Source organism: Massilia eurypsychrophila (assembly GCF_002760655.1).
Lineage (GTDB): Bacteria > Pseudomonadota > Gammaproteobacteria > Burkholderiales > Burkholderiaceae_D > JAFCUW01.
The window spans coordinates 69,938-89,428 of record NZ_PDOC01000014.1 but is presented as its reverse complement, the minus strand read 5'-3'; the positions used below and the strand labels follow the sequence as shown (position 1 = coordinate 89,428).

Sequence of the window (19,491 nt, the reverse complement as noted above, 5' to 3'; positions counted from 1 at the left end):
CGACGGTTTTACGTATGTTGGCTGAAAAACCCGCGCGGACGGGAACCCATGCTGAGTTAGATTAAATCCCCAGCGCCTGCTTCTGCAAACGCACCAGGTCGGTGATGCCGCCCTGCGCCAGGTCGAGCAGCCGGTTCATGCCGGCACGGTCGAACGCGGCGCCTTCGGCCGTGCCCTGCACTTCGATGAAGTGTCCCGCCTCGGTCATCACCACGTTCATGTCGGTGTCGCAGCCGGAGTCCTCGACGTAATCGAGGTCGAGCACCGGCATGCCCTGGTAGACACCGACCGAGATCGCGGCCACAAAGCTCTTTACCGGCATCGCGTCGATCGCGCCGCGCGCCTGCAGTTTCGAAAAAGCGTCGTACGCGGCCACCATCGCGCCGGTGATCGACGCGGTGCGCGTGCCGCCGTCGGCCTGGATGACGTCGCAGTCCAGGTGCAAGGTGCGCTCGCCGAACGCCTCGAGGTCGAACGCGGCGCGCAACGAGCGGCCAATCAGGCGCTGGATTTCCTGGGTGCGGCCGGACTGCTTGCCGCGCGCGGCCTCGCGATCCATGCGGGTGTGGGTCGAACGCGGCAGCATGCCGTATTCGGCCGTCAGCCAGCCCATCCCCTTGCCCTTCAAGAAACCCGGCACCTTGTCTTCGATGCTGGCCGTGCAAATGACCTTGGTGTCGCCGCACTCGATCAGCACCGATCCTTCGGCATGCTTGGTGTACTGGCGCGTGAGGATGATGTCGCGCAGCTGGTCTACTGCGCGCCCGCTCGGGCGGCTTTCAAAATTCATGGCATTCCTTGTGTGATGGTTATTTGACGACGTGCGTCGATTTGCCGATGGCGTCGCGGATCTCGGCGATCGCCTTCTCGATCTCGTCGTCGTTGAAGGCGTCGATCTCGAGCGGCGCGTCCGGCTCGGCGGTGCTCTGGATGGTGGTGCTGACCAGGTTATCGGGCAGCATCTTGGTCGAGATGACGGTGGCCATGTCGGCCGTCAGCGTCGACGCCATCTCGATATCGGGAGAGCCCTGCCACATGATCGCCAGCGCCGTCGTGTTGTCGCTGGTGGCGCCGGCGATGGCGACGGCCTTTTCGATCAGCTCGGGCACGGCGCGCACGATGGTCTGGGTCGACAGGCGGTGCGTGATCTCTTCGTCCGGCAGCATCGCCCACAGGCCGTCGGAGCACAGCAGCAGCACGTCGCCGGACTGCAGGCTGGCCTGGCGCCCCACTTCGATCTTCGGCAGCGACGACGCGCCGACGCAGTTATACAGCTTGTTGCGGTCCGGGTGCGTCGAGCGCTCGGACGGATCGGCCAGGCCGCGCGCGATCAGGTGCTCGATGTGCGAATGGTCGACCGTGCGCGCCAGCACCTGGCCGCGCCGCAGCCAGTACAGGCGCGAGTCGCCGCAGTGCGCCCAGATCGCCGTGTTGTGCTGGATCAGGCAGGCAACCACGGTGGTGCGCGGCGTCTCCGGCATGTTGTTCTCGGCACGGTAACGATGGATCTCGTGGTGCGCCTCCATGAACGCCTCCTCGAGGAAGCGCTCGGGCTTCTTGACGTACGGCGTGGCGTGCTTCTGGAACAGGGTCGACATCGTCTGCATCATGATGGTGGCGGCCATCTCGCCGCGCAGGTGGCCACCCATGCCGTCGGCCAGCACCAGCAGCAGCGCGTCGCGCGTGAAGCTGTAGCCCATGCGGTCCTGGTTGACCTTGCGGCCACCGATGTGGCTCTCCTGGTAGACTGAAAATTGCATCGATGGCTCCGAAATCAGGTGTTGGTTTTCTTGCGGCCGAAGGCGCCGACGCGCTCGACCAGCGCGCGCCACTGGCCACCGAGCTTGTCGGCCGCGGCTGCAGGCGGCGGCGCCGGCATAGCCGTCTGCAGCACCTTCTGCAGCGCGAACACGCTTTGCGGGCGCGCCAGCGGATCCATGTCCAGGCACGAACGCACCATCGCCACCAGCTCGGGCGAATAGCTCGCCGCCAGCTTGTCGTAGTGCGGTCCCATCTTGTCTTCCGCCTTGCGCTGGTCGGCCGCCTGCGCCGGCGCGCCGGCCATGCAGGCAAACATCGACGCGCCGATGCTGTAGATATCCGACCACGGCCCCAGGGTCGCCGCTTTCGAATACAGCTCGGGCGGCGCGAAGCCCGGCGTGTACATCGGCGTCAGCTTCGGCACGTCGGCGTTGATGGTCTGGCGCGCGGCGCCAAAGTCGAGCAGGATCGGGGTGCCGTCGGTGCGCAGGTAGATGTTGGCGGGCTTGAGGTCCAGGTGTAACAGCTTGTTGGCATGGACCTCGCGCAGGCCGCCGCAAACGCCGCTGAAGATCTGGCGGATGAACGCCTCGCCCAGTCTGCTGCCCTTGGCGTTCAGGCGCGCGATGTGCTCCTGCAGCGAATAGCCTGATTCATATGCCATCACCATGTAGACGGTTTCGTTGGCGCGGAAGAAATTCAGTACCCGCACCACGTTCGGATGGGCGATCATCGCCAGCGCCCTGCCTTCTTCGAAAAAGCACTTCAGGCCGATCCGATAGACCGGCAGATTCTGCTTGGCGATGACGGGAATGAGCTCGCCCGGCTGGCGCAATGCGAGCGCGCTGGGCAGGTATTCCTTGATGGCGACGGCGTTGCCGTCAGCGTCATACGCGAGGTATACAATACTGAACCCACCGGACGCAATTTTCTTTACAATGCGATATCCAGCAATTTCCAGCCCATCGGGCAATGGAGCGTTGTTCTGTGCGGCCATGAGGGGAGTTCCTTGCTTAACACGGCGATTGTGTGGATAAATCACAGCTTTGTAAAGAAAAGATAAAAAACAAAACCGGGGACTCCATTGAGCATTTCAAGCATGACAGGTTACGCGGTCGCCACCAGCGAAGGCGCCGCCGGCACCCTTACGATCGAGATCAAAAGCGTCAATTCACGTTTCCTGGATCTGCAGTTCCGTATCAATGACGAACTGCGCGCGCTGGAACCGGACTTGCGCGCTGCGATTATGGCCGCCATTACCCGCGGTAAAGTTGAGGCGCGTCTGAGTTTCGGCCGCAAGGTGGCCGGCGGCTCGCAGGTGCTCAACGCGTCGATGCTCGCCGACCTGGCGCGCATGCAGGCCGAAGTGGCGCGCCACTTCACCGCCGCCCAGCTGATGTCGGTGGCCGAGCTGCTGCGCTGGCCTGGCGTGATCGAAGAAGCGCAAGTGGGCCAGGAGTCGCTGCAGGCCGATGTGGCCGCCTTGACAGCGCGCACCGTCGTAGCCTTTGTCGACAGCCGCCAGCGCGAAGGCGCCGCGCTCGAAGCGATGCTGCTGACCCGGATCGACGCGATGGACGTCATCGTCAAGCGCATCACGCCGCTGATTCCGCAGGTGATCGCGCAGTTCCAGCAAAAGGCCATCGAGCGCATGCAGGATGCGCTCGGTCTGGCCGGCCACGGCGCGCCGTCGACCTTGACGCGCCAGGAAGCGTTCGAGCGGATCCGCCAGGAAGTCACGCTGTACGGCATCCGCATCGACGTCTCGGAAGAGCTGTCGCGCCTGACCGCGCACCTGATGGAAACGCGCCACATCCTCAAAAAAGGCGGCCAGGTCGGCAAGCGGCTCGACTTCATGATGCAGGAACTGAACCGCGAAGCGAACACGCTGGGCGCCAAGGCATCCGTCAAGGAGCTGGCCGACGCGTCGATGGAACTGAAGCTGCTGATCGAGCAGATGCGCGAGCAAGTGCAGAACCTGGAATAAGTAATCAAGCTTCGCAGGCGGAGCTGAAAACCAAGGAATTTATATGAGTATCCAACCCGCCCTTGCCGGCAGCCTGTTCATCGTCGCGGCGCCGTCGGGCGCCGGCAAGTCGACCCTGGTGAACGCCTTGCTGGCCGAAGAACCCGGCATCAAGCTGTCGATCTCGACCACCACGCGCGCACCGCGCCCGGGCGAGACGCACGGCAAGGAGTATTTCTTCACCAGCGCCGACGACTTCATCGCCCGCGCCGATGCCGGCGAATTTCTCGAGTGGGCCGAAGTGCACGGCAATTACTACGGCACCTCGCGCTTGATCGTCGAACAGGAAATGAAGAGCGGCACCGACATCCTGCTCGAAATCGACTGGCAGGGCGCGCGCCAGGTGCGCAAGCAGTTCCCCACCGCGGCCGGCATCTTCATTTTGCCGCCGTCGATTGCCGCGCTGGAAGAGCGTCTTTACAAGCGCGGCCAGGACGAACCGCACGTCATTACCAAGCGTTTGCTGGCCGCCGGCGGCGAGATCGCTCACGCTCCGGAGTTCGAGTATGCTATTATTAATGAAGAGTTCAACGTCGCCTTGTCCGAGATGAGAGCGATTGTCAGAGCGACACGTGCCCGCTTTCCCCAGCAAGCCGCGCGTAACGCCTCGCTTTTTGCCCAACTGGGTATCCATGCGCTGCAGTCGTCGTAACCCATCCGTTCGGCACACACATCACCAGATCAGGAGTAATAATGGCCCGCATTACCATTGAAGATTGCTTGAAGCAAATCCCTAACCGTTTCCAGCTGACCCTGGCCGCGACCTATCGCGCGCGTCAGTTGTTGCAAGGCCACACCCCGAAGGTCGACGCCAAGGACAAGCCGACCGTCGTCGCGCTGCGCGAAATCGCCGCCGGCAAGGTCGGCATCGAGATGCTGAAAAAGGTGCCGATGTAATCGTGTTCGGCTAGCCTGATTACGTGTCAACCCGCCATTCTGGTATCCTTTCATCACACTGCGGCTGATTGACTTTGCGTATGAACCTGACCACACCGGATTCGACACACTCAGGCACGCCAAAGACCCGCGCCGCACGCGCGGCGTCGAAGTCGCTAGACAACGCCGTCCCGGCCACCGCGCCGGGCGTCGCTTCGGTCACCCAGCTGTCGGCCAAGCTGTCCGAATACCTCACCCCTTCCGAGCTTAAAAAGGTCAAGGAAGCATATCGTTTTTCAGACGAGATGCATCTCGGCCAGGTCCGCAAGTCGGGCGAACCCTACATTTCCCATCCGATCGCGGTCGCCGAAATCTGCGCCGACTGGAAGCTTGACGCCCAGGCCATCATGGCCGCGCTGCTGCACGACGTGATGGAAGACCAGAACGTCAAGAAGGAAGAGCTGATCGAACGCTTCGGCGCGCCGGTCGCCACCCTCGTCGACGGCCTGTCGAAGCTGGAAAAAATCGAATTCCAGACGCTGATCGAGGCGCAGGCGGAAAACTTCCGCAAGATGCTGCTGGCGATGGCGTCGGACGTGCGCGTCATCCTGATCAAGCTGGCCGACCGGCTGCACAACATGCGCACGCTCGAGCACATGACGGCGGTCAAGAAGCGCCGCATCGCCGCCGAGACGATGGAAGTGTATGTGCCGATCGCGCACCGCCTGGGCCTCAACAACATTTACCGAGAACTGCAGGACCTGTCGTTTTCGCACCTGTACCCGATGCGCTACCGCACCTTGTCGAAGGCGGTCAAGGCGGCGCGCGGCAACCGCCGCGAAGTGGTCAAGAAGATCCTCGAATCGGTGAAGGCCACGCTGGCCAATGCCGGCATGCAGGCCGAAGTGTACGGGCGCGAGAAGACGCTGTACGGCATCTACAAGAAAATGCGCCTGAAGCACCTGTCGTTTTCGCAAGTGCTCGACGTCTACGGCTTTCGCGTGGTGGTCGACAGTTTTGCCGACTGTTATGTGGCGCTCGGCACCTTGCACGGGCTGTACAAGCCGATGCCGGGCAAGTTCAAGGACTACATCGCGATCCGCAAGCTCAATGGCTACCAGTCGCTGCACACCACCTTGATCGGCCCATACGGCACGCCGGTCGAGTTCCAGATCCGCACCCAGGAAATGCACCGCACCGCCGAATCCGGCGTGGCCGCCCACTGGCTCTACAAGAGCGGCGAATCGAACCTGACCGAGCTGCAGCAGCGCACCCACAGCTGGCTGCAGTCGCTGCTCGACATCCAGCAGCAGACGGGCGACTCGGCCGAATTTCTCGAGCACGTCAAGGTTGACCTGTTCCCCGATTCGGTCTATGTGTTCACGCCGAAGTCGAAGATCATCGCCCTTCCGCGCGGCGCCACCGCGCTCGACTTCGCCTACACGATCCACACCGGCATTGGCGACCATACCGTGGCGGTCAAGATCAACAACGAAGCGGCGCCGCTGCGCACCGAGCTGCGCAATGGCGACATCGTCGAGATCGTCACCGACCCGAATTCGCGCCCGAGTCCGACCTGGCTGGCGTTCGTGCGCACCGGCAAAGCGCGTTCGGCGATCCGCCACCACCTGCGCACGATCAACCTCAACGAGTCGGTCGAGCTGGGCCAGGAACTGCTGGCGCAGGCACTCACCGCGCTCAACATCAACCCCGACCTGCCGCAGCCGACGATCGAAAAGCTGCTCAACGAATCGTCGGCCAAGTCGATGGATGACCTGTACGCCGAGATCGGCATCGGCAAGCGCATGGCCGCGCTGGTGGCGCGCCACATTTTCGGCCTGATCGACGACGACCTCGGCAACCTGCCGTCGCCGCACCACCTCGTGCCGGCCGAGCTCGATCCGGTGACGATCTACGGCAGCGAAGGCGTGTCGGTGCAGCTGGCGCCGTGTTGCCTGCCGATTCCAGGCGACCAGATCATCGGCCAGCTGCGGCGCGACCAGGGCCTGGTGGTGCACACCAGCGACTGCATGCCGGCCAAGCGGCTGCGCATGAAAGAGCCGGACCGCTGGATCGCGGTGCAGTGGGGCACGGAACTGAACCGCCGCTTCGACTGCCGCATTCGCCTGCTGATCAACAACGAAAAAGGCATCCTCGCGCGCGTGGCGGCCGAGATCGGCGAGTCGGACGCCAACATCACCTACGTCGGCATGGACGAGGACGAAGAACACGTGATGACGCAGCTGCGCTTCACCATCCAGATCAAGGACCGGGTCCACCTGGCGGCGCTGATCCGCAACCTGCGCCGGGTGGTCGGCGTGACCCGCGTCGAGCGCGAGCGGGCCTGACGCTACTCAACAAGCCGGCAACAACTCCACCTCCCAACCTTTGCAACAGCCCGGTGATAGGGTCTGACCCCAATGACGGGTCAGACCCGGGAGCCGTCATCCTCGCGCACGCGGGGATCCATGCTGAGCCTGCAAATGCACGCAACGTCAATCGCATCTAACTCGAGTTATCGTTTAAGCTACCTATTCAGTTATCCAACGGAGAGCTAACATGGTCAGCAAAAATACAGTTTGTATTTGGTATGACGGCACCGCATTAGAAGCAGCGCAGTTCTACGCCGACACGTTTCCGGACACCACGGTAGGTACCATTCACCGCGCGCCCGGCGACTACCCTTCAGGCAAGGAAGGCGATGTCTTGCTCGTCGAGTTTTCCGTGATGGGGATCCCGTGCATCGGCCTGAACGGCGGATCCGGGGTACAGCACAACATGAGTTTCTCGTTCCAGGTTGCGACCGAGGATCAGGCCGAAACCGACCGCTTGTGGGATGCGATTGTCAGCAATGGCGGCCAAGAAAGCCAGTGCAGCTGGTGCACGGACAAGTTTGGTGTGTCGTGGCAAATCGCGCCACGCGTGCTCACCGAGGCGATCGGCGGACCGGATCGGGCGGCGGCCAAGCGGGTGTTCGAGGCGATGATGACGATGGGGAAAATCGACATCGCGGCGATTGAAGCGGCGCGGCGCGGTTAAGCGCAGACTCGTGCAACAAGCCGCTGCGTTCGTTCCTTGGCATTCAGACTAGAATTAATCATGGACAGCGATGATGTCTGGTCTATACTACAGCCCTATTTATTTCTAACCTGACACGTGCGCCGACCCATAACGCTACTGCTGATGTTCTTCCTGCTGCTCACGCAGCAGGTTGCAGTGCCGCATGCGTTTACCCACTGGATCCCGGCAGCGCTCGCCTCAGCCGCGGGCGATGAACGTGTCAGCAGCGACTCCGACCTGCGGGCGCACGCATGTGAATTATGCGCTGCCGCTCAGTACGCCTCACCCATTCCTGGCGAGAACTATCGCCTGCGGCCACCCGAGCCCATCCGGCAGGTGTGTGTCGAAACACGCGAGTGCGCCACGCAGGCCGCGCTCACGCTCGCCTTCCACTCCCGCGCCCCTCCCCTCCTGTAAGCCAACGCTGCCGTTAACGTCCGCCTGGCTTTGCCAGCGCGTTGTCGCGCCCTGACCCTGCATCCGCTGCGGCACGCCTGTGCCTGTCTGTCGGAAATTTGCGTCTGATTGGATCTCGCTCCTTGCAGGCATTCCGGCCATCCACGTTGGAGGGCCGTGACGCCTGCGCGGCTGTCCATGCTGCCGACATCGCTTGCCTGGTTCGCCCCGGCTCGTCGGACGTTTGCTTGCGCGACGGCGCCCCTCCAATCAAACCTCGTTTCGGCGGATGACCGCCCGAGCTAGGTCCGTACGCCCGGCGCGAACACGCCCGCGCCGACGCAATTACCGCATTCAAGAAAGTACAAAATGAAACAAAAATCCCTGAACACAATGCTCGCGCTCGCCCTGCCGCTGGCCACTCAGTTTGCCCACGCCAACGATCCGACGATTGTGATGGGCGAGGTCCGCATCACGGCGCAACGCAATGGCGGTCCACTGCTGGCCCATCGGGTCCTGACCTCGGTCGATGTGCTGGGCGCCGACAAAGTCGAGGACAAGAATGTCATGAACAGCTGGGAGCTGATCGGCCAGCTGCCCGGCGTCCAGCTGACGGAAACGCGCATGGGCGCCGAGTCCGGCAAGGCGACGTTCCGCGCCTTCAACGGCGAAGGCTATATCAACGGCATCAAGGTGCTGATCGACGGTATCCCGAGCAACGTCAACAGCGGCAACCAGCGCTTCATCGACATGATTTTCCCGCTGGAGATCGACTACATCGAAGTGGTTCGCGGCACCAATGATCCCCGCTATGGCCTGCACAACATTGGCGGCAATATCAATTTTGGAACGCGCCAGGGCGGCAACTACACCGATGCCCGCTTCACCTACGGCAGCTACGATACCCGTGAGGCGCAGCTTGCCGTTGGCCGCGAAGCGGACGGATTGGCCCAGAACTATTTTGTGGCCAAGCAGGTCTCCGACGAATACCGGGGCAGCGGGTCGGACAAGTACTCGGTCGGCGCCAAGTGGTTCCTGACGTCGGCGAACAAGGCGGTCAAGGCGGGCCTGGTCGTGCGCGCCTACCAGCACCAGGCGGGCGAGCCGGGCTTTTTGACGGCCGCGCAATTGGCCGACAACCGCCGCCAGTCGCCGGCGAAGAACGCCAACGACGCGACCGACCGCGAGATGGGGCACGCCAGCTTGCACCTGGACTGGCAGATCAGCCCGGATGCCTTCCTCAGCAACAAGCTCTACTTCAACAGCTATGCCGACGACCGCCGCGTGACCTTTACCAGCAATCCCGCCGGCACCGCGCCAAGACAGCGTCGCATGTGGGATGAAGACCAGCTCGGCTTCATGAGCAACCTGACATGGAGCGTCAGAAACGAGCTCGTTGTCGATGGCGGCATCAACATCGAACAACAGGACAATCGCTACCGCCGCTACCGCTTCACTTTCGCCAGTCCGACCAATTTCGATACGCCAGCACAGACGCAGAACAACGACAGCTACAGCCTCGACAACATCGGCGCCTACGTGCAGGCCATTATCAAGCCGCACGCTACCTTGAAAATCGTGCCGGCCTTCCGGGTCGACAAGTTCTCCGGTGACAACCGCACCAACCTGACCGCGGCCGTGGCGCCTTTGCAGGACTACGGCTGGATCAAGCAGCCTAAGCTGAGCATGGTCTACAACCCGTCCGAGAACATCAGCGTGTATGCCAACTGGGGGCGCACCTTCCAGGTGCTAACCGGCTCGGACGTGCCCGCCTACCTGCGCCCGGGCCAGGCGACCTTCGAGCCTTCCGTCAATACCGGCAAGGAAATCGGCGTCAAGTTCAAGCCGGCGCCTGGCGCCAATGTGCGCTTCGCGGTGTGGCGTCAGGATGCCACCGGAGAAGTTGCCAACATGCCCGCCACCGGCACCACGGTCGGCCTGGGCCAGACCCGCAGGGAGGGCGTCGACTTCCAGGTGTCCGGACAGGCCACGGCCAAGCTCAACCTGTGGCTGTCGCACTCGCTGCAAAAAGCGCAAGTCGTGAGCGCCTTTGCGGCAAACGGCATCTCGCTGGCCGGCAAGGAAGTGTTCTCCACGCCGCGCTTCATTTCGAACGCCGGCATGGAATACCGGGCGTCCGACAGCCTGCGCTTCGGCCTGCAGGGACGCGCGCAAGGCGACTACTTCATCGACAGCCCGAACGAACAGGGCAAGTACGGCGGCTTCGTCGTGTTCGACGCGAATGTCCGCTACAACATTTCCAAGCGGACCAGCATCGACTTCCAGGTCAAAAACCTTGCCGATCGCAAGCATGAATATGTCTGGTACGACAATTTCTTCTGGCCTGCCAACAATCCCCAGCCGATGTTCTCCGCCGCGCCCGGCCGTGCGGCCTACCTCTCGCTGAACGTCAAGCTATGAGCAACTCCATCTTTGCCCTTGAGGCAAGCGGCGTCGACGTCGCCTATCACGGCAATCCCGTCCTGCGCGACCTGAACGTGCAGGTCAGGCGCGGCGAAATCTACGCTTTGCTTGGCGGGAACGGCGCCGGCAAATCGACCACGCTGAACACCTTACTTGGCTTTGCCAGGCCCGATGCGGGGTCGGTGCGCGTGTGCGGCATCGACGTCGCCGCCGACGTCCTCGGCGCCCGCGCTCAGCTGGCGTATGTGCCGGAGAACGTCGCGCTGTACGAGCACCTCGACGCGCGCGAGAACATCGAATACTTCCTGCGCCTGGCGAACACGGCGTCGACGGACGACCAGATTGCCGATGCGCTGCGCGCCGTGCGGCTCGACGAATCGGCCTGGAAACGCCGGCTGGGAGGCTACTCGAAAGGCATGCGCCAGAAAGTGGCGATCGCGCTGGCCGTGGCGCGCGCAGTGCCGGTGCTGTTGCTCGACGAGCCGACCAGCGGTCTCGACCCGCAGGCCACCAGCGAATTCAATGCGCTGCTGCAAACCATGCGTGCCAACGGCGCCGCGATCTTCATGGTGACGCACGACTTGCTCGGCGCGGCCGAGGTGGCCGACCGCATCGGCTTTCTCGACCGCGGCCATATCGGCCACGAGAGCGCGGCAAGCGGGGCCGACCGGTTCGACGTGCGCGACCTCTACCAGCGCTATGCCGGCGCAAGGGAGGCTGCATGAGCACACGTTTGCGCGGGGCCATCGCGGCGGTCGTTGCCAACGAATGGCGCGCCATGCTGCGCAACCATGTCGCGCTCGCCGCGGCGGCGCTGATGCTGGCGCTCACGCTGGCAGCGATCCTGGTCAGCCATGAACGTGTCGGCGCGGTCAATGCCGAGCGTGGCCGCCTGCAGGCAAGTGCCGATGAACAGTGGCGCAACCAGCCAGACCGCCATCCGCACCGCGTGGTGCACTACGGCCACTACGTGTTCCGGCCGCTCAGTCCGCTGGCCTTTTTCGATTTCGGCGTCGACCCGTTCACCGGCCACACGCTGTTTTTGGAAGGACACCGCCAGAACAGCGCCAACTTCAGCGAAGCCGGACAGTCCTCGGTGCTGCTGCGCTTCGGCCAGCTGACGCCGGCGTTCGTGCTGCAGGTGCTGACGCCGCTGCTGATCGTCTTTCTGGCCTTCGGCAGCATCGCAGGCGAGCGCGAGCGCGGACAGTTGCGCCTGCAGCTGAGCCAGGGCGTCGGCGGCGGCACTCTGCTGTCGGGCAAGCTGGCCGCGCACGCAGGCATTGCCATGGTGCTCGCCTCGCCGGCCCTGATCGCGCTCGGCGCCATCGCCGCACTCCACCACGCGGTGGCGGCCGAAGCGCTGGCGATGTTGGCCGGTTACGCACTGTATCTGCTGTTGTGGGCGCTCGGCGCGGTGCTCGTGTCGGCGCTGCTGCCGCGTGCGCGCGACGCCCTGCTTGTGCTGGTGGCGGCCTGGATCGTGACGACTATCCTGCTGCCGCGCATCATGCCCGACCTTGCCATGCTCGGCATCGAGCGCCCCACGCGTATCGAGACCGAGGCGGCGATCCACCAGCGCATGAAGGCGCTGGGCGACAGCCACAACCCGGATGACCCCTACTTCAGCCGTTTCAAGCAGCAGGTGCTGGCGAAGTACGGCGTCAGCCGGATCGAGCAGCTGCCGGTCAACTACGGCGGCCTGGTGATGCAGGAAGGCGAGCGCCTGACCAGCGAGCTGTTCAATGAATTCATGCGCGCCGACTACCAGCGCCAGGTGGCGCAGAGCGGCATTGTGTATCGCGCCGCGCTGGCCAGCCCGGTGATCGCGCTGCGCCGCATGTCGACGGCGCTTGCCGGCACCAACCTCGACAGCCACACCCGCTTTCTCTTCGAAGGCGAGAGATACCGTTATGGCTTCGTCCAGGCGCTCAACACCTTGCACGCCACGGCGATCCGCCACGAGAACGATCGTGATCAGCGCGTCGCCAGGCACCACTGGGACGAGACTGCGCGCTTCGGCTACGCACCGCCGTCCTTCGCTGCAGTGGCGGCGCGCCATGCCTGGCCGGCCTTCGCGCTTCTTGGCGGCTGGCTGCTGGCATTGGCCGTTGCCGGCCGCGTGATTGCCCGACGACTTGAAAGGACTGGCAAGTGATGAAGACCCTGATGTTCGAGATGCGCCTCGTGCTGCATTCCCGCCTTGCACTTGGGGCTGTCGCCCTGCTGCTGCTGCTGTCCGCACTGTCTGTGTGGAGTGGCCTGCAGGCTGCCGCCGCGCAGCGCGATGCGCTGGTGCGCGTGGCGGCAAGCCACCAGGCCGAGGTGCGTGCGTTGGCCCACAAGCTCGCAAGCGCCGCCGACGCCGGTCAGGTCGCCTATGACACGCCGCACCTGACGACCAATCCGCCATCGAGCCTGGCGTTCGCGGCCATCGGTCAGCGCGACCTGCTGCCGTTTGCGCTGCGCGTGCGTTTGCTGGGCCTGCACTCCCAGCTGTACGAATCGGAGGCCATCAATCCGGAACTGGCCATGGCCGGCCGCTTCGACTTTACGTTCCTGCTGGTGTACCTGGCCCCGCTGTTCGTCATCGCGCTGATGCACGACCTGGTGACGGGGGAGCGCGAGGCCGGCCGTTTGCGCCTGCTGACGTCGTTGCCGGCAAATGCCGGCAGATTCTGGCGGCGCCGGATCGGCCTGCGTTACGCCCTGCTGTGGCTCGCCCTGCTGGTACCGCTCGCTGCGGGCGTCGCAATTGCCGGCGCCGGGGCCGCTGCGCTGGGACAACTCGCGCTGGTCGTGTCGCTGTACCTGGCGTTCTGGCTTGGCGTGGCAGCGTGGGTCGCCGCCCGAGCGAGCACGTCGGCCACCAGCGCGGCGATCCTGCTGGCCTGCCTGGTCGGCCTGACGATGATCGTGCCGACGGCCCTGGACGCGGTGATCGCGCGCACCATTCCGGTGTCGAAAGGCGTGGAGCTCGCCCTGGCCCAGCGCCAGGAAGTGCATGGCGGCTGGGACCTGCCGAAAGCGCTCACATTCGAGAAATTCTTCCGCGCCCATCCCGAGTGGAAGGACACCGCGCCCGTCACCGGACGCTTCCACTGGAAGTGGTACTACGCGATGCACCAGGCCGGTGACCATGCCGTAGCGGCGCAGGATGCGCAGTACCGCGCCAGCTTGCAGGCGCGCGAACAGTGGACCACGCGCGCCGGCCTGTTGCTGGCGTCGGTCAACGTCCAGGTATTGTTGCATCGCATGGCCTTCACCGACCTGCGCGCGCAACTTGCGTACCAGGAGCGCATCGCAGGTTTTCACGCCGAACTGCGGCGCTTCTTTTATCCCTACTTCTTCCATGAGCTGCCGTTCGGGAAAGCCGATTTCGCCCGCATGCCCGCCTACGCTTCGACCGCACCGCAAGGCCGCTTGCCGGCGGGCCCACTGGCGGCGCTCGCCGCACTGGCCTTCGCCGCATTGCTGATTGGCATGCGCCACTTGAAGAAGCTGGCATAGCGGCGACAGCGCCGGCGCGCGCTTACCGGCGCATCAGAGTGCGGGCGCGGGCTGGTCACCCAGCATTCGCAAACGCTCCAGCTTGGCGGAGTACCGTTCGCGGCCGTCGGGCGTTGCACTGGTTTTCGCGGCCAGCGCCAGCTGTTCGCGCGCCTTGTCCGTTTCGCCCAGGTACAGGTGGGACAGCCCGAGCCAGAAATGGAACTCGTCCGAATATGGCGCGCGCTTGACCTCGCGCGCGAACAGTTCCCTGGCGGCGCCGTAATCGGCGCGATCCATCGCCGCCCGTCCCAGCGTGAAGAAGTGGTATGCCGGTTCCGGCTCGATCGCCGCCAGCCGCTTCTCGAGCGCCTGCGCTTCGGCGCCCTTGCCCAGCTTGGCCAGCACCGGCGCCAGGTTGCGCATCGCCACCAGGTTGTTCGGCGCATTCTCCAGCGCGGCGCGAAACGCGCGCTCGGACATTGGCAGGTCGCCGTGGCGGCTGTAGATCACGCCCAGCGTGTTATGCACGATCACCGATTCCGAATCGAGCGTCACGGCGCCGCGCGCCCACCAGTAGGCGTCGTCGACGCGTCCCTGGTACAGCGATTCGACGGCGCGGTTGTTCATGTAGCGCGCCTTGAGCGCCTTTTCGTCCATCGCGTAGACGCGGTAACCGCTCATGTCCTTCGGCGGCAGGAAATCGATCGTCAGCTGGCTGGCAGCGTCGGCCGATTCGCCACTGTCGAGCCGCAGATTGACGTGGTTGCTGGCAACGTAGAGAGCGCCTTCGCGAGTCCAGGATTGATCGATCACCACGTTCTGGAAGCGCACGCCAATGCCCAGCTCCCTGGCGAACGCCGCGGTCATGATGACCAGCGACATGCAGTTGCCGCTGCCGGCCGCGTAGGTCGTAGCGGCGTTGCGCGTCGTCGTTGCGTTGTAATCGAGCTGCAGCTCGCCCTTGCGGTACAGCGCGTCGAACAGGCCGCGCTCTGGCCCTTTGGCGCGCAGCTCGTCGCGGAACGAGGAACTGTTGAGGTAGGCACGCATCTCGGCACTGAGGGTGAACAGGTCGTCGACGCCGACGCGTTCGGTCGGCGCCTTGAAGGCGGCGTCATTGAACAGGCCGGATCGATCCGGCGGCGTGCTGGCGCAGCCTGCCAGCAGCAGCGAGAGGAACAGGGTCGCGAGGTATTTCATACCGCCTCCATTCAGATCATGCGCCGCTCGCGCAGGAAACTTCCTGAATGCAGTATCTCGCTGAAGCCGATGCCTGTCAAAGACATCGTCACGGCCCCGGACGGCATAAGTTCCAAAACCGGGGTCAGACCCAGTTTTGCACTTTGGCCCGCATTTAACGCGCTGGACCAAATAAAAACGGGGTCTGACCCTGGTTTATGGGAAACGAAATAGTGCGGCGTGAGAGTGAGTGTCGAAAAACTGGGTCTGACCCCGGTTTTGGAAGAATACGGTGAAGCCAAATAAAAACCGGGTCTGACCCTAGTTTTCAGGAAACGCGTTGTAGGTCCAAAACCGGGGTCAGACCTGGTTTTGCGCTTTCAATGACATAAAAAAAACCTGGCATCCGCATCAACGGAGGGCCAGGTTTTTGAACGACAAATATTCGTGGTGCCAACTGCCGGATTCGAACCAGGCGACCTGATGATTACACTTCATCCACTCTTCCAACTGAGCTAAGCCGGCACGTGTTGTTATATTAACTGATCAGCTAGTTGCGCTTGCGCACGATTGAAAAAATTCATATCGTCGACGCGGAAGGGCTTGGCTTCTTGCCGAGCCATATCGCCTGCGGCCTGGTAGCATAAGGCAGGCGGCGAACGCAGCTTACAGGCTCCGACGATGAGCAAGAGGATCCCGCTACGCGCAGATGACGCGTTCCTAGCCCTTTTGCTTGGCGAGCTCGGCGCGCTGGCGCTCTTCCTGGGCGCGCAGTTCGGGCGTGAATTCCGCGCCAAAATCTTCCATCTCGAAGATCTGGCGGATTTCGATCACCGCTTCACCGCTGAGCATCGGCATCGGCACCTTCTTGACCCATTCGATCGCCTCTTCCTTCGACTTCACTTTCCAGATCCAGAAGCCGGCCAGCATTCCGCCCGTTTGAGGGAACGGTCCCTCGGTGACGCTGACATTGCCGCCCGAAAAATGCACACGCGCCCCTTTCGAACTAGGCTGCAGCCCCTCGCCCGCGTCCATCACGCCGGCCTTGATCAGCTGCTCATTGAAGTTCCCCATGTCGGCCAGCAGCTGCTCGCTCGGCATGACGCCGGCTTCGGTATCCTTGTCGGCCATTAACAGAATCATGAATCGCATGCTCGTCTCCCAGTGGTTTTTTGGATAGATAAAATTATCACAAAACCGCTGGGCGCACCGGCAAAAAATCCGTGTCAATCAGTCTTTGGCAGGCGCCGGATACTCCACGCTGAGCAGTTCGAGCTCTTCCGGCCCAAGCGGCGTTTGCAAGGTCACGACGTCGCCCTCGCGCGCCTTGGTCATGGCGCGCGCCACCGGCGAGACCCAGCTGATCTTGCCTTTGAGCGGGTCGAGTTCGTCGATGCCGACGATGGTGACGGTGTGCTCTTCGCCGGCGGCATTGCGGTAGCCGACGGTGGCGCCGAAAAACACCTGGTCGTTGCCGTAATGGACGCTGGGGTCGACCACTGCGGCCGAGTCCATGCGCTTGGTCAGGAAGCGGATGCGCCCGTCGATCTGGCGCAGCCGCCGCTTGCCATATATGTAGTCGCCATTTTCCGAGCGGTCGCCGTTCGACGCGGCCCAGTGCACGATGCGCACCACCTCGGGCCGGTCGACGTCGATCAGCTGCAACAGCTCGTCCTTGATGCGCTGGTAGCCGGCCGGCGTGATGTAGTTCTTGGCGCCGGCGGGAATCGCCTGCGCCAAGGCGACGGCTTCGTCGTCGTCATCGTTGTCGGACTCTTTGACAAATGCTTTATTCATCAGCCTATTGTAACGGCATGAAGCCGTCCTGTCCGCGTGTGCGCGCCTGAGCTTTTGACGTATGATGGCCGCAATGAAAAGTTCCCGCACATTGCGCAACCGGCTGCTGTCGCCCCTGGTGTACCTGGCCGCGCTGTTGCTGCTGCTCGAGGACTGGCTGTGGGATCTCGGACTGCGCCTGGTGCGGCTGGTCGCTGCCTGGCCGCCATGGAAGGCGCTCGAACGCCACATCATCGCGCTGCCGCCGTATGCGGCGCTGGCCGCCTTCGTGCTGCCGGCAATCTTGTTGCTGCCGGTTAAACTGGTGGCCCTGTTCGCCATCGCCAGCGGCTATCCGATGTCCGGCATCAGCGTCATCATCCTGGCCAAGGTCGGCGGCGCGGCGGTGGTGGCGCGGCTGTATGTGCTGACCAAGCCGACCCTGCTGTCGCTGCCGTGGTTTGCGCTCTGGCACGAAAAGTTCATGACGTTCAAGTCGTACTGGATCGGCCGCCTGAAAGCGACCGACGCGTTTCGCCGCGTCAGCATGCTGTCGCAAATGATGCGCGGCGCCGCCCGCGCCGCCCTCGCCCGGCTGCGCCCGAAGGCCGGCTTCGGCGCCCGCCACGCCAGCCGTCCGGCGCGCATGCTGCGCCGTTTCATTGCCATCTGGCGCGCGCGCCGCCGTTGAACCTGTCCACCTGCCCATGACCACCACGCCCGCGCCGTCGCCCCGCGAATCGGACCTCATCGAAGAACTGGCCCGCTACCAGGCGCGCTTCAATGCCATCGTCAGCAATACGCCCGGGCTGGTCTACCAGTTCGTGCTCGGCGCCGGCGGCGCCGGCGGCGCCGTCAGCTTCCCATACCTCAGCGAAGGCTGCGCCGCCCTGCTGGGCCTCCCCGCCGCGGCGTTGCAGAAAAAGCCGCAACTGTTCCTCGGCCTGATCCTGCCGGAAGACCGCAAGGGCTACAGCGACTCGATGCACGCCTCGGCGGCCGGCATGTCGAGCTGGAACTGGGAGGGCCGCATCTGGGTCGACGCCTGGAAAGACGTCAAGTGGATCAACCTGCGCTCGAGCCCGCGGCGGTTGCCGGACGGTGGCGGCGTGCAGTGGGAAGGCATCATGACCAACATCACCGCCAGCAAGGCCGAGCAGCTGGAAGTGACCAACTCGCGCGCCCGCCTGGCCGAGCTGACCGCCCACATCGAGGAAGTCAAGGAGCAGGAGCGCACCCGCATCGCGCGCGAAATCCACGATGACCTCGGCGGCAACCTGACGGCCATCAAGATGGCGCTGGCGATGCTGTCGAAGCGCCTGCCGGCCGACCAGCCGCAGCTGGCCGACAAGGCCGCCTACGTCGATTCGCTGGTCGACCGCACGATCGAGGCGGTGCACCGCATTTCGCTCGACCTGCGCCCGTCGATGCTCGACTTCGGCATCGTCGCCGCGCTCGAATGGCAGGTCAAGGAATTCGAGAAGCACATCGGCGTGCCGTGCAGCTTCACGTCAAACGAGAAGGACATCGACCTGGCGCCCGACCATGCCAGCGCGCTGTTTCGAATTTTCCAGGAAGCGCTGACCAATATCGCCAAGCATGCCCACGCGACGCGGGTGACGGTATCGCTGACGCGCCTGCGCCATCACATCTGCTTGAAGATCAGCGACAACGGCGGCGGTATCCAGGCGGCCGACCGCATCAAGCCCGGCTCGTTCGGCCTGCGCGGCATGAGCGAACGCGCCCTGGCGCTGGGCGGCACAATGGCCTTGTCGCGCGGGCGCGGAGGTGGCACCATTGTGACCATCAAGATCAAGCTGGCCTCGCCAGGAACCGAATCGCCCCAATGACCGAAAAAGCCACCATCCGCGTCTTCATCGCCGACGACCACGCCATCGTGCGCGAGGGTCTGAAGCAGATCCTCGCCGAGCAGCGCGACATCATCGTCGCCGGCGAAGCCGAAAACGGTCTCGACGCCATCAAGCTGTTTCGCAAGGCCAAGTGCCACGTGATGCTGCTCGATATCTCGATGCCGGACCGCAGCGGCATCGAGGTGCTCAAGCAGGTCAAGAAAGAACACCCCGAGATGGCCGTGCTGATGCTGTCGATGCACCGCGAGGACCAGTACGCGATCCGCTCGCTCAAGGCCGGCGCGGCCGGCTACCTGACCAAGCAGAGCGCGCCGCAGGAACTGGTGGTGGCGATCCGGCAGGTCGCCGCCGGCCAGAAGTATGTCAGCGCGGCGCTGGCGCAGGAGCTGGCTAGCCAGCTCGGCGACGGCCACGACACGGCGCCGCACGAGGCGCTGTCGGACCGCGAATACCAGACCCTGACGATGATCGCCTCCGGCAAGACGGTCAGCGCGATTGCCCAGGAACTGTCGCTGTCGGTCAAGACCATCAGCGAATACCGCGCCCGCCTGCTGGTGAAAATGAAGCTGAAAAACAGTGCCGAACTGACCCATTATGCGATCAAGAATCAGCTGATCGAATAGGCACGTT

At 63.7% G+C, this 19,491-nt stretch carries 19 protein-coding genes and 1 tRNA gene; 13 read left to right on the top strand and 7 right to left on the bottom strand.

All coding sequences use genetic code 11. The features are described 5' to 3' along the window. Positions 1-61: 61 nt before the first annotated feature. Genes rph through CR105_RS19350 form a run of 3 tightly spaced genes read right to left on the bottom strand, consistent with a single transcriptional unit; the run spans position 62 to position 2,758 of the window. A complete protein-coding gene (gene rph / locus CR105_RS19360) occupies positions 62-790 on the bottom strand; it encodes a ribonuclease PH (RefSeq protein ID WP_099791205.1) in 729 nt (242 codons plus the stop codon). A gap of 19 nt (positions 791-809) precedes the next feature. Further along, the gene (locus CR105_RS19355) at positions 810-1,760 is read right to left on the bottom strand and encodes a PP2C family protein-serine/threonine phosphatase (protein ID WP_099791203.1); all 951 of its coding nucleotides are present in this window, start codon (positions 1,758-1,760) and stop codon (positions 810-812) included. Between the two features lie 14 nt (positions 1,761-1,774). After that, positions 1,775-2,758, bottom strand: coding sequence for a serine/threonine protein kinase (locus CR105_RS19350; RefSeq protein WP_099791201.1), 984 nt, complete (start codon positions 2,756-2,758; stop codon positions 1,775-1,777). Between the two features lie 102 nt (positions 2,759-2,860). On the opposite strand from CR105_RS19350, the gene CR105_RS19345 reads away from it, so the two are divergent. The 10 genes from CR105_RS19345 to CR105_RS19300 all read left to right on the top strand — a co-directional run bounded on the left by CR105_RS19345 (position 2,861) and on the right by CR105_RS19300 (position 14,053). Then, the gene (locus CR105_RS19345; protein ID WP_099791199.1) at positions 2,861-3,748 is read left to right on the top strand and encodes a YicC/YloC family endoribonuclease; all 888 of its coding nucleotides are present in this window, start codon (positions 2,861-2,863) and stop codon (positions 3,746-3,748) included. A gap of 43 nt (positions 3,749-3,791) precedes the next feature. After that, entirely contained in the window at positions 3,792-4,439 is a 648-nt protein-coding gene (gene gmk, locus CR105_RS19340; protein ID WP_099791197.1) for a guanylate kinase, read from the top strand. A gap of 41 nt (positions 4,440-4,480) precedes the next feature. Beyond that, positions 4,481-4,684: a DNA-directed RNA polymerase subunit omega gene (gene rpoZ, locus CR105_RS19335; RefSeq protein ID WP_094441537.1), complete on the top strand. Its 204-nt coding sequence runs from the start codon at positions 4,481-4,483 to the stop codon at positions 4,682-4,684. A gap of 80 nt (positions 4,685-4,764) precedes the next feature. Then, entirely contained in the window at positions 4,765-7,011 is a 2,247-nt protein-coding gene (locus tag CR105_RS19330) for a RelA/SpoT family protein (RefSeq protein WP_099791196.1), read from the top strand. A 211-nt stretch (positions 7,012-7,222) separates the two neighbouring features. Beyond that, positions 7,223-7,702: a VOC family protein gene (locus CR105_RS19325; RefSeq protein WP_099791194.1), complete on the top strand. Its 480-nt coding sequence runs from the start codon at positions 7,223-7,225 to the stop codon at positions 7,700-7,702. A 144-nt stretch (positions 7,703-7,846) separates the two neighbouring features. Beyond that, positions 7,847-8,140: a hypothetical protein gene (locus CR105_RS19320; protein ID WP_099791192.1), complete on the top strand. Its 294-nt coding sequence runs from the start codon at positions 7,847-7,849 to the stop codon at positions 8,138-8,140. A 348-nt stretch (positions 8,141-8,488) separates the two neighbouring features. After that, entirely contained in the window at positions 8,489-10,540 is a 2,052-nt protein-coding gene (locus tag CR105_RS19315) for a TonB-dependent receptor (RefSeq protein WP_099791190.1), read from the top strand. After that, complete coding sequence (locus tag CR105_RS19310; protein ID WP_099791188.1) at positions 10,537-11,268, top strand: ABC transporter ATP-binding protein; 732 nt, start codon at positions 10,537-10,539, stop codon at positions 11,266-11,268. The genes CR105_RS19315 and CR105_RS19310 overlap by 4 nt, the downstream gene beginning before the upstream one ends. Further along, positions 11,265-12,701 carry a DUF3526 domain-containing protein gene (locus tag CR105_RS19305; RefSeq protein ID WP_099791186.1) on the top strand — a complete coding sequence of 479 codons (1,437 nt, stop codon included), beginning with the start codon at positions 11,265-11,267 and terminating at the stop codon, positions 12,699-12,701. Before CR105_RS19310 ends, CR105_RS19305 begins: the two co-directional genes overlap by 4 nt. After that, positions 12,701-14,053, top strand: coding sequence for a DUF3526 domain-containing protein (locus CR105_RS19300; protein ID WP_099791184.1), 1,353 nt, complete (start codon positions 12,701-12,703; stop codon positions 14,051-14,053). Before CR105_RS19305 ends, CR105_RS19300 begins: the two co-directional genes overlap by 1 nt. Positions 14,054-14,086: 33 nt before the next feature. On the opposite strand, the gene CR105_RS19295 is transcribed toward CR105_RS19300, so the two are convergent. The 4 genes from CR105_RS19295 to greB all read right to left on the bottom strand — a co-directional run bounded on the left by CR105_RS19295 (position 14,087) and on the right by greB (position 17,011). Next, positions 14,087-15,235: a tetratricopeptide repeat protein gene (locus CR105_RS19295; protein WP_099791182.1), complete on the bottom strand. Its 1,149-nt coding sequence runs from the start codon at positions 15,233-15,235 to the stop codon at positions 14,087-14,089. Positions 15,236-15,662: 427 nt separating this feature from the next. Next, positions 15,663-15,739: transfer RNA gene (locus tag CR105_RS19290), tRNA-Thr, on the bottom strand. A 195-nt stretch (positions 15,740-15,934) separates the two neighbouring features. Further along, positions 15,935-16,366: a YciI family protein gene (locus tag CR105_RS19285; RefSeq protein ID WP_099791180.1), complete on the bottom strand. Its 432-nt coding sequence runs from the start codon at positions 16,364-16,366 to the stop codon at positions 15,935-15,937. Positions 16,367-16,444: 78 nt separating this feature from the next. Next, positions 16,445-17,011, bottom strand: coding sequence for a transcription elongation factor GreB (gene greB, locus CR105_RS19280; protein WP_099791178.1), 567 nt, complete (start codon positions 17,009-17,011; stop codon positions 16,445-16,447). Positions 17,012-17,084: 73 nt separating this feature from the next. Between greB and CR105_RS19275 the strand changes: the two genes are divergently transcribed. From CR105_RS19275 to CR105_RS19265, 3 genes are read left to right on the top strand one after another with little or no spacing between them, the layout of a single operon-like run. Further along, the gene (locus CR105_RS19275; protein ID WP_099791290.1) at positions 17,085-17,681 is read left to right on the top strand and encodes a hypothetical protein; all 597 of its coding nucleotides are present in this window, start codon (positions 17,085-17,087) and stop codon (positions 17,679-17,681) included. 16 nt (positions 17,682-17,697) lie between these two features. Continuing rightward, positions 17,698-18,840, top strand: a complete 1,143-nt coding sequence (locus CR105_RS19270) for a sensor histidine kinase (protein WP_099791176.1) — start codon at positions 17,698-17,700, stop codon at positions 18,838-18,840. Continuing rightward, positions 18,837-19,484 carry a response regulator gene (locus CR105_RS19265; RefSeq protein ID WP_099791174.1) on the top strand — a complete coding sequence of 216 codons (648 nt, stop codon included), beginning with the start codon at positions 18,837-18,839 and terminating at the stop codon, positions 19,482-19,484. Before CR105_RS19270 ends, CR105_RS19265 begins: the two co-directional genes overlap by 4 nt. The last annotated feature ends 7 nt before the right edge of the window (positions 19,485-19,491 follow it).

What these genes read in the sequence shown, in the direction of transcription:
- CR105_RS19305 (WP_099791186.1), top strand. Translation starts at nt 11,265, where the DNA reads ATGAGCACACGTTTGCGCGGGGCCATCGCGGCGGTCGTTGCCAACGAA.
- CR105_RS19350 (WP_099791201.1), bottom strand. Translation starts at nt 2,758, where the DNA reads ATGGCCGCACAGAACAACGCTCCATTGCCCGATGGGCTGGAAATTGCT.
- CR105_RS19300 (WP_099791184.1), top strand. Translation starts at nt 12,701, where the DNA reads ATGAAGACCCTGATGTTCGAGATGCGCCTCGTGCTGCATTCCCGCCTT.
- CR105_RS19325 (WP_099791194.1), top strand. Translation starts at nt 7,223, where the DNA reads ATGGTCAGCAAAAATACAGTTTGTATTTGGTATGACGGCACCGCATTA.
- CR105_RS19330 (WP_099791196.1), top strand. Translation starts at nt 4,765, where the DNA reads ATGAACCTGACCACACCGGATTCGACACACTCAGGCACGCCAAAGACC.
- CR105_RS19270 (WP_099791176.1), top strand. Translation starts at nt 17,698, where the DNA reads ATGACCACCACGCCCGCGCCGTCGCCCCGCGAATCGGACCTCATCGAA.
- CR105_RS19285 (WP_099791180.1), bottom strand. Translation starts at nt 16,366, where the DNA reads ATGCGATTCATGATTCTGTTAATGGCCGACAAGGATACCGAAGCCGGC.
- CR105_RS19355 (WP_099791203.1), bottom strand. Translation starts at nt 1,760, where the DNA reads ATGCAATTTTCAGTCTACCAGGAGAGCCACATCGGTGGCCGCAAGGTC.
- CR105_RS19275 (WP_099791290.1), top strand. Translation starts at nt 17,085, where the DNA reads ATGAAAAGTTCCCGCACATTGCGCAACCGGCTGCTGTCGCCCCTGGTG.
- CR105_RS19320 (WP_099791192.1), top strand. Translation starts at nt 7,847, where the DNA reads ATGTTCTTCCTGCTGCTCACGCAGCAGGTTGCAGTGCCGCATGCGTTT.
- CR105_RS19295 (WP_099791182.1), bottom strand. Translation starts at nt 15,235, where the DNA reads ATGAAATACCTCGCGACCCTGTTCCTCTCGCTGCTGCTGGCAGGCTGC.
- gmk (WP_099791197.1), top strand. Translation starts at nt 3,792, where the DNA reads ATGAGTATCCAACCCGCCCTTGCCGGCAGCCTGTTCATCGTCGCGGCG.
- CR105_RS19265 (WP_099791174.1), top strand. Translation starts at nt 18,837, where the DNA reads ATGACCGAAAAAGCCACCATCCGCGTCTTCATCGCCGACGACCACGCC.
- rpoZ (WP_094441537.1), top strand. Translation starts at nt 4,481, where the DNA reads ATGGCCCGCATTACCATTGAAGATTGCTTGAAGCAAATCCCTAACCGT.
- CR105_RS19315 (WP_099791190.1), top strand. Translation starts at nt 8,489, where the DNA reads ATGAAACAAAAATCCCTGAACACAATGCTCGCGCTCGCCCTGCCGCTG.
- CR105_RS19345 (WP_099791199.1), top strand. Translation starts at nt 2,861, where the DNA reads ATGACAGGTTACGCGGTCGCCACCAGCGAAGGCGCCGCCGGCACCCTT.
- CR105_RS19310 (WP_099791188.1), top strand. Translation starts at nt 10,537, where the DNA reads ATGAGCAACTCCATCTTTGCCCTTGAGGCAAGCGGCGTCGACGTCGCC.
- greB (WP_099791178.1), bottom strand. Translation starts at nt 17,011, where the DNA reads ATGAATAAAGCATTTGTCAAAGAGTCCGACAACGATGACGACGACGAA.
- rph (WP_099791205.1), bottom strand. Translation starts at nt 790, where the DNA reads ATGAATTTTGAAAGCCGCCCGAGCGGGCGCGCAGTAGACCAGCTGCGC.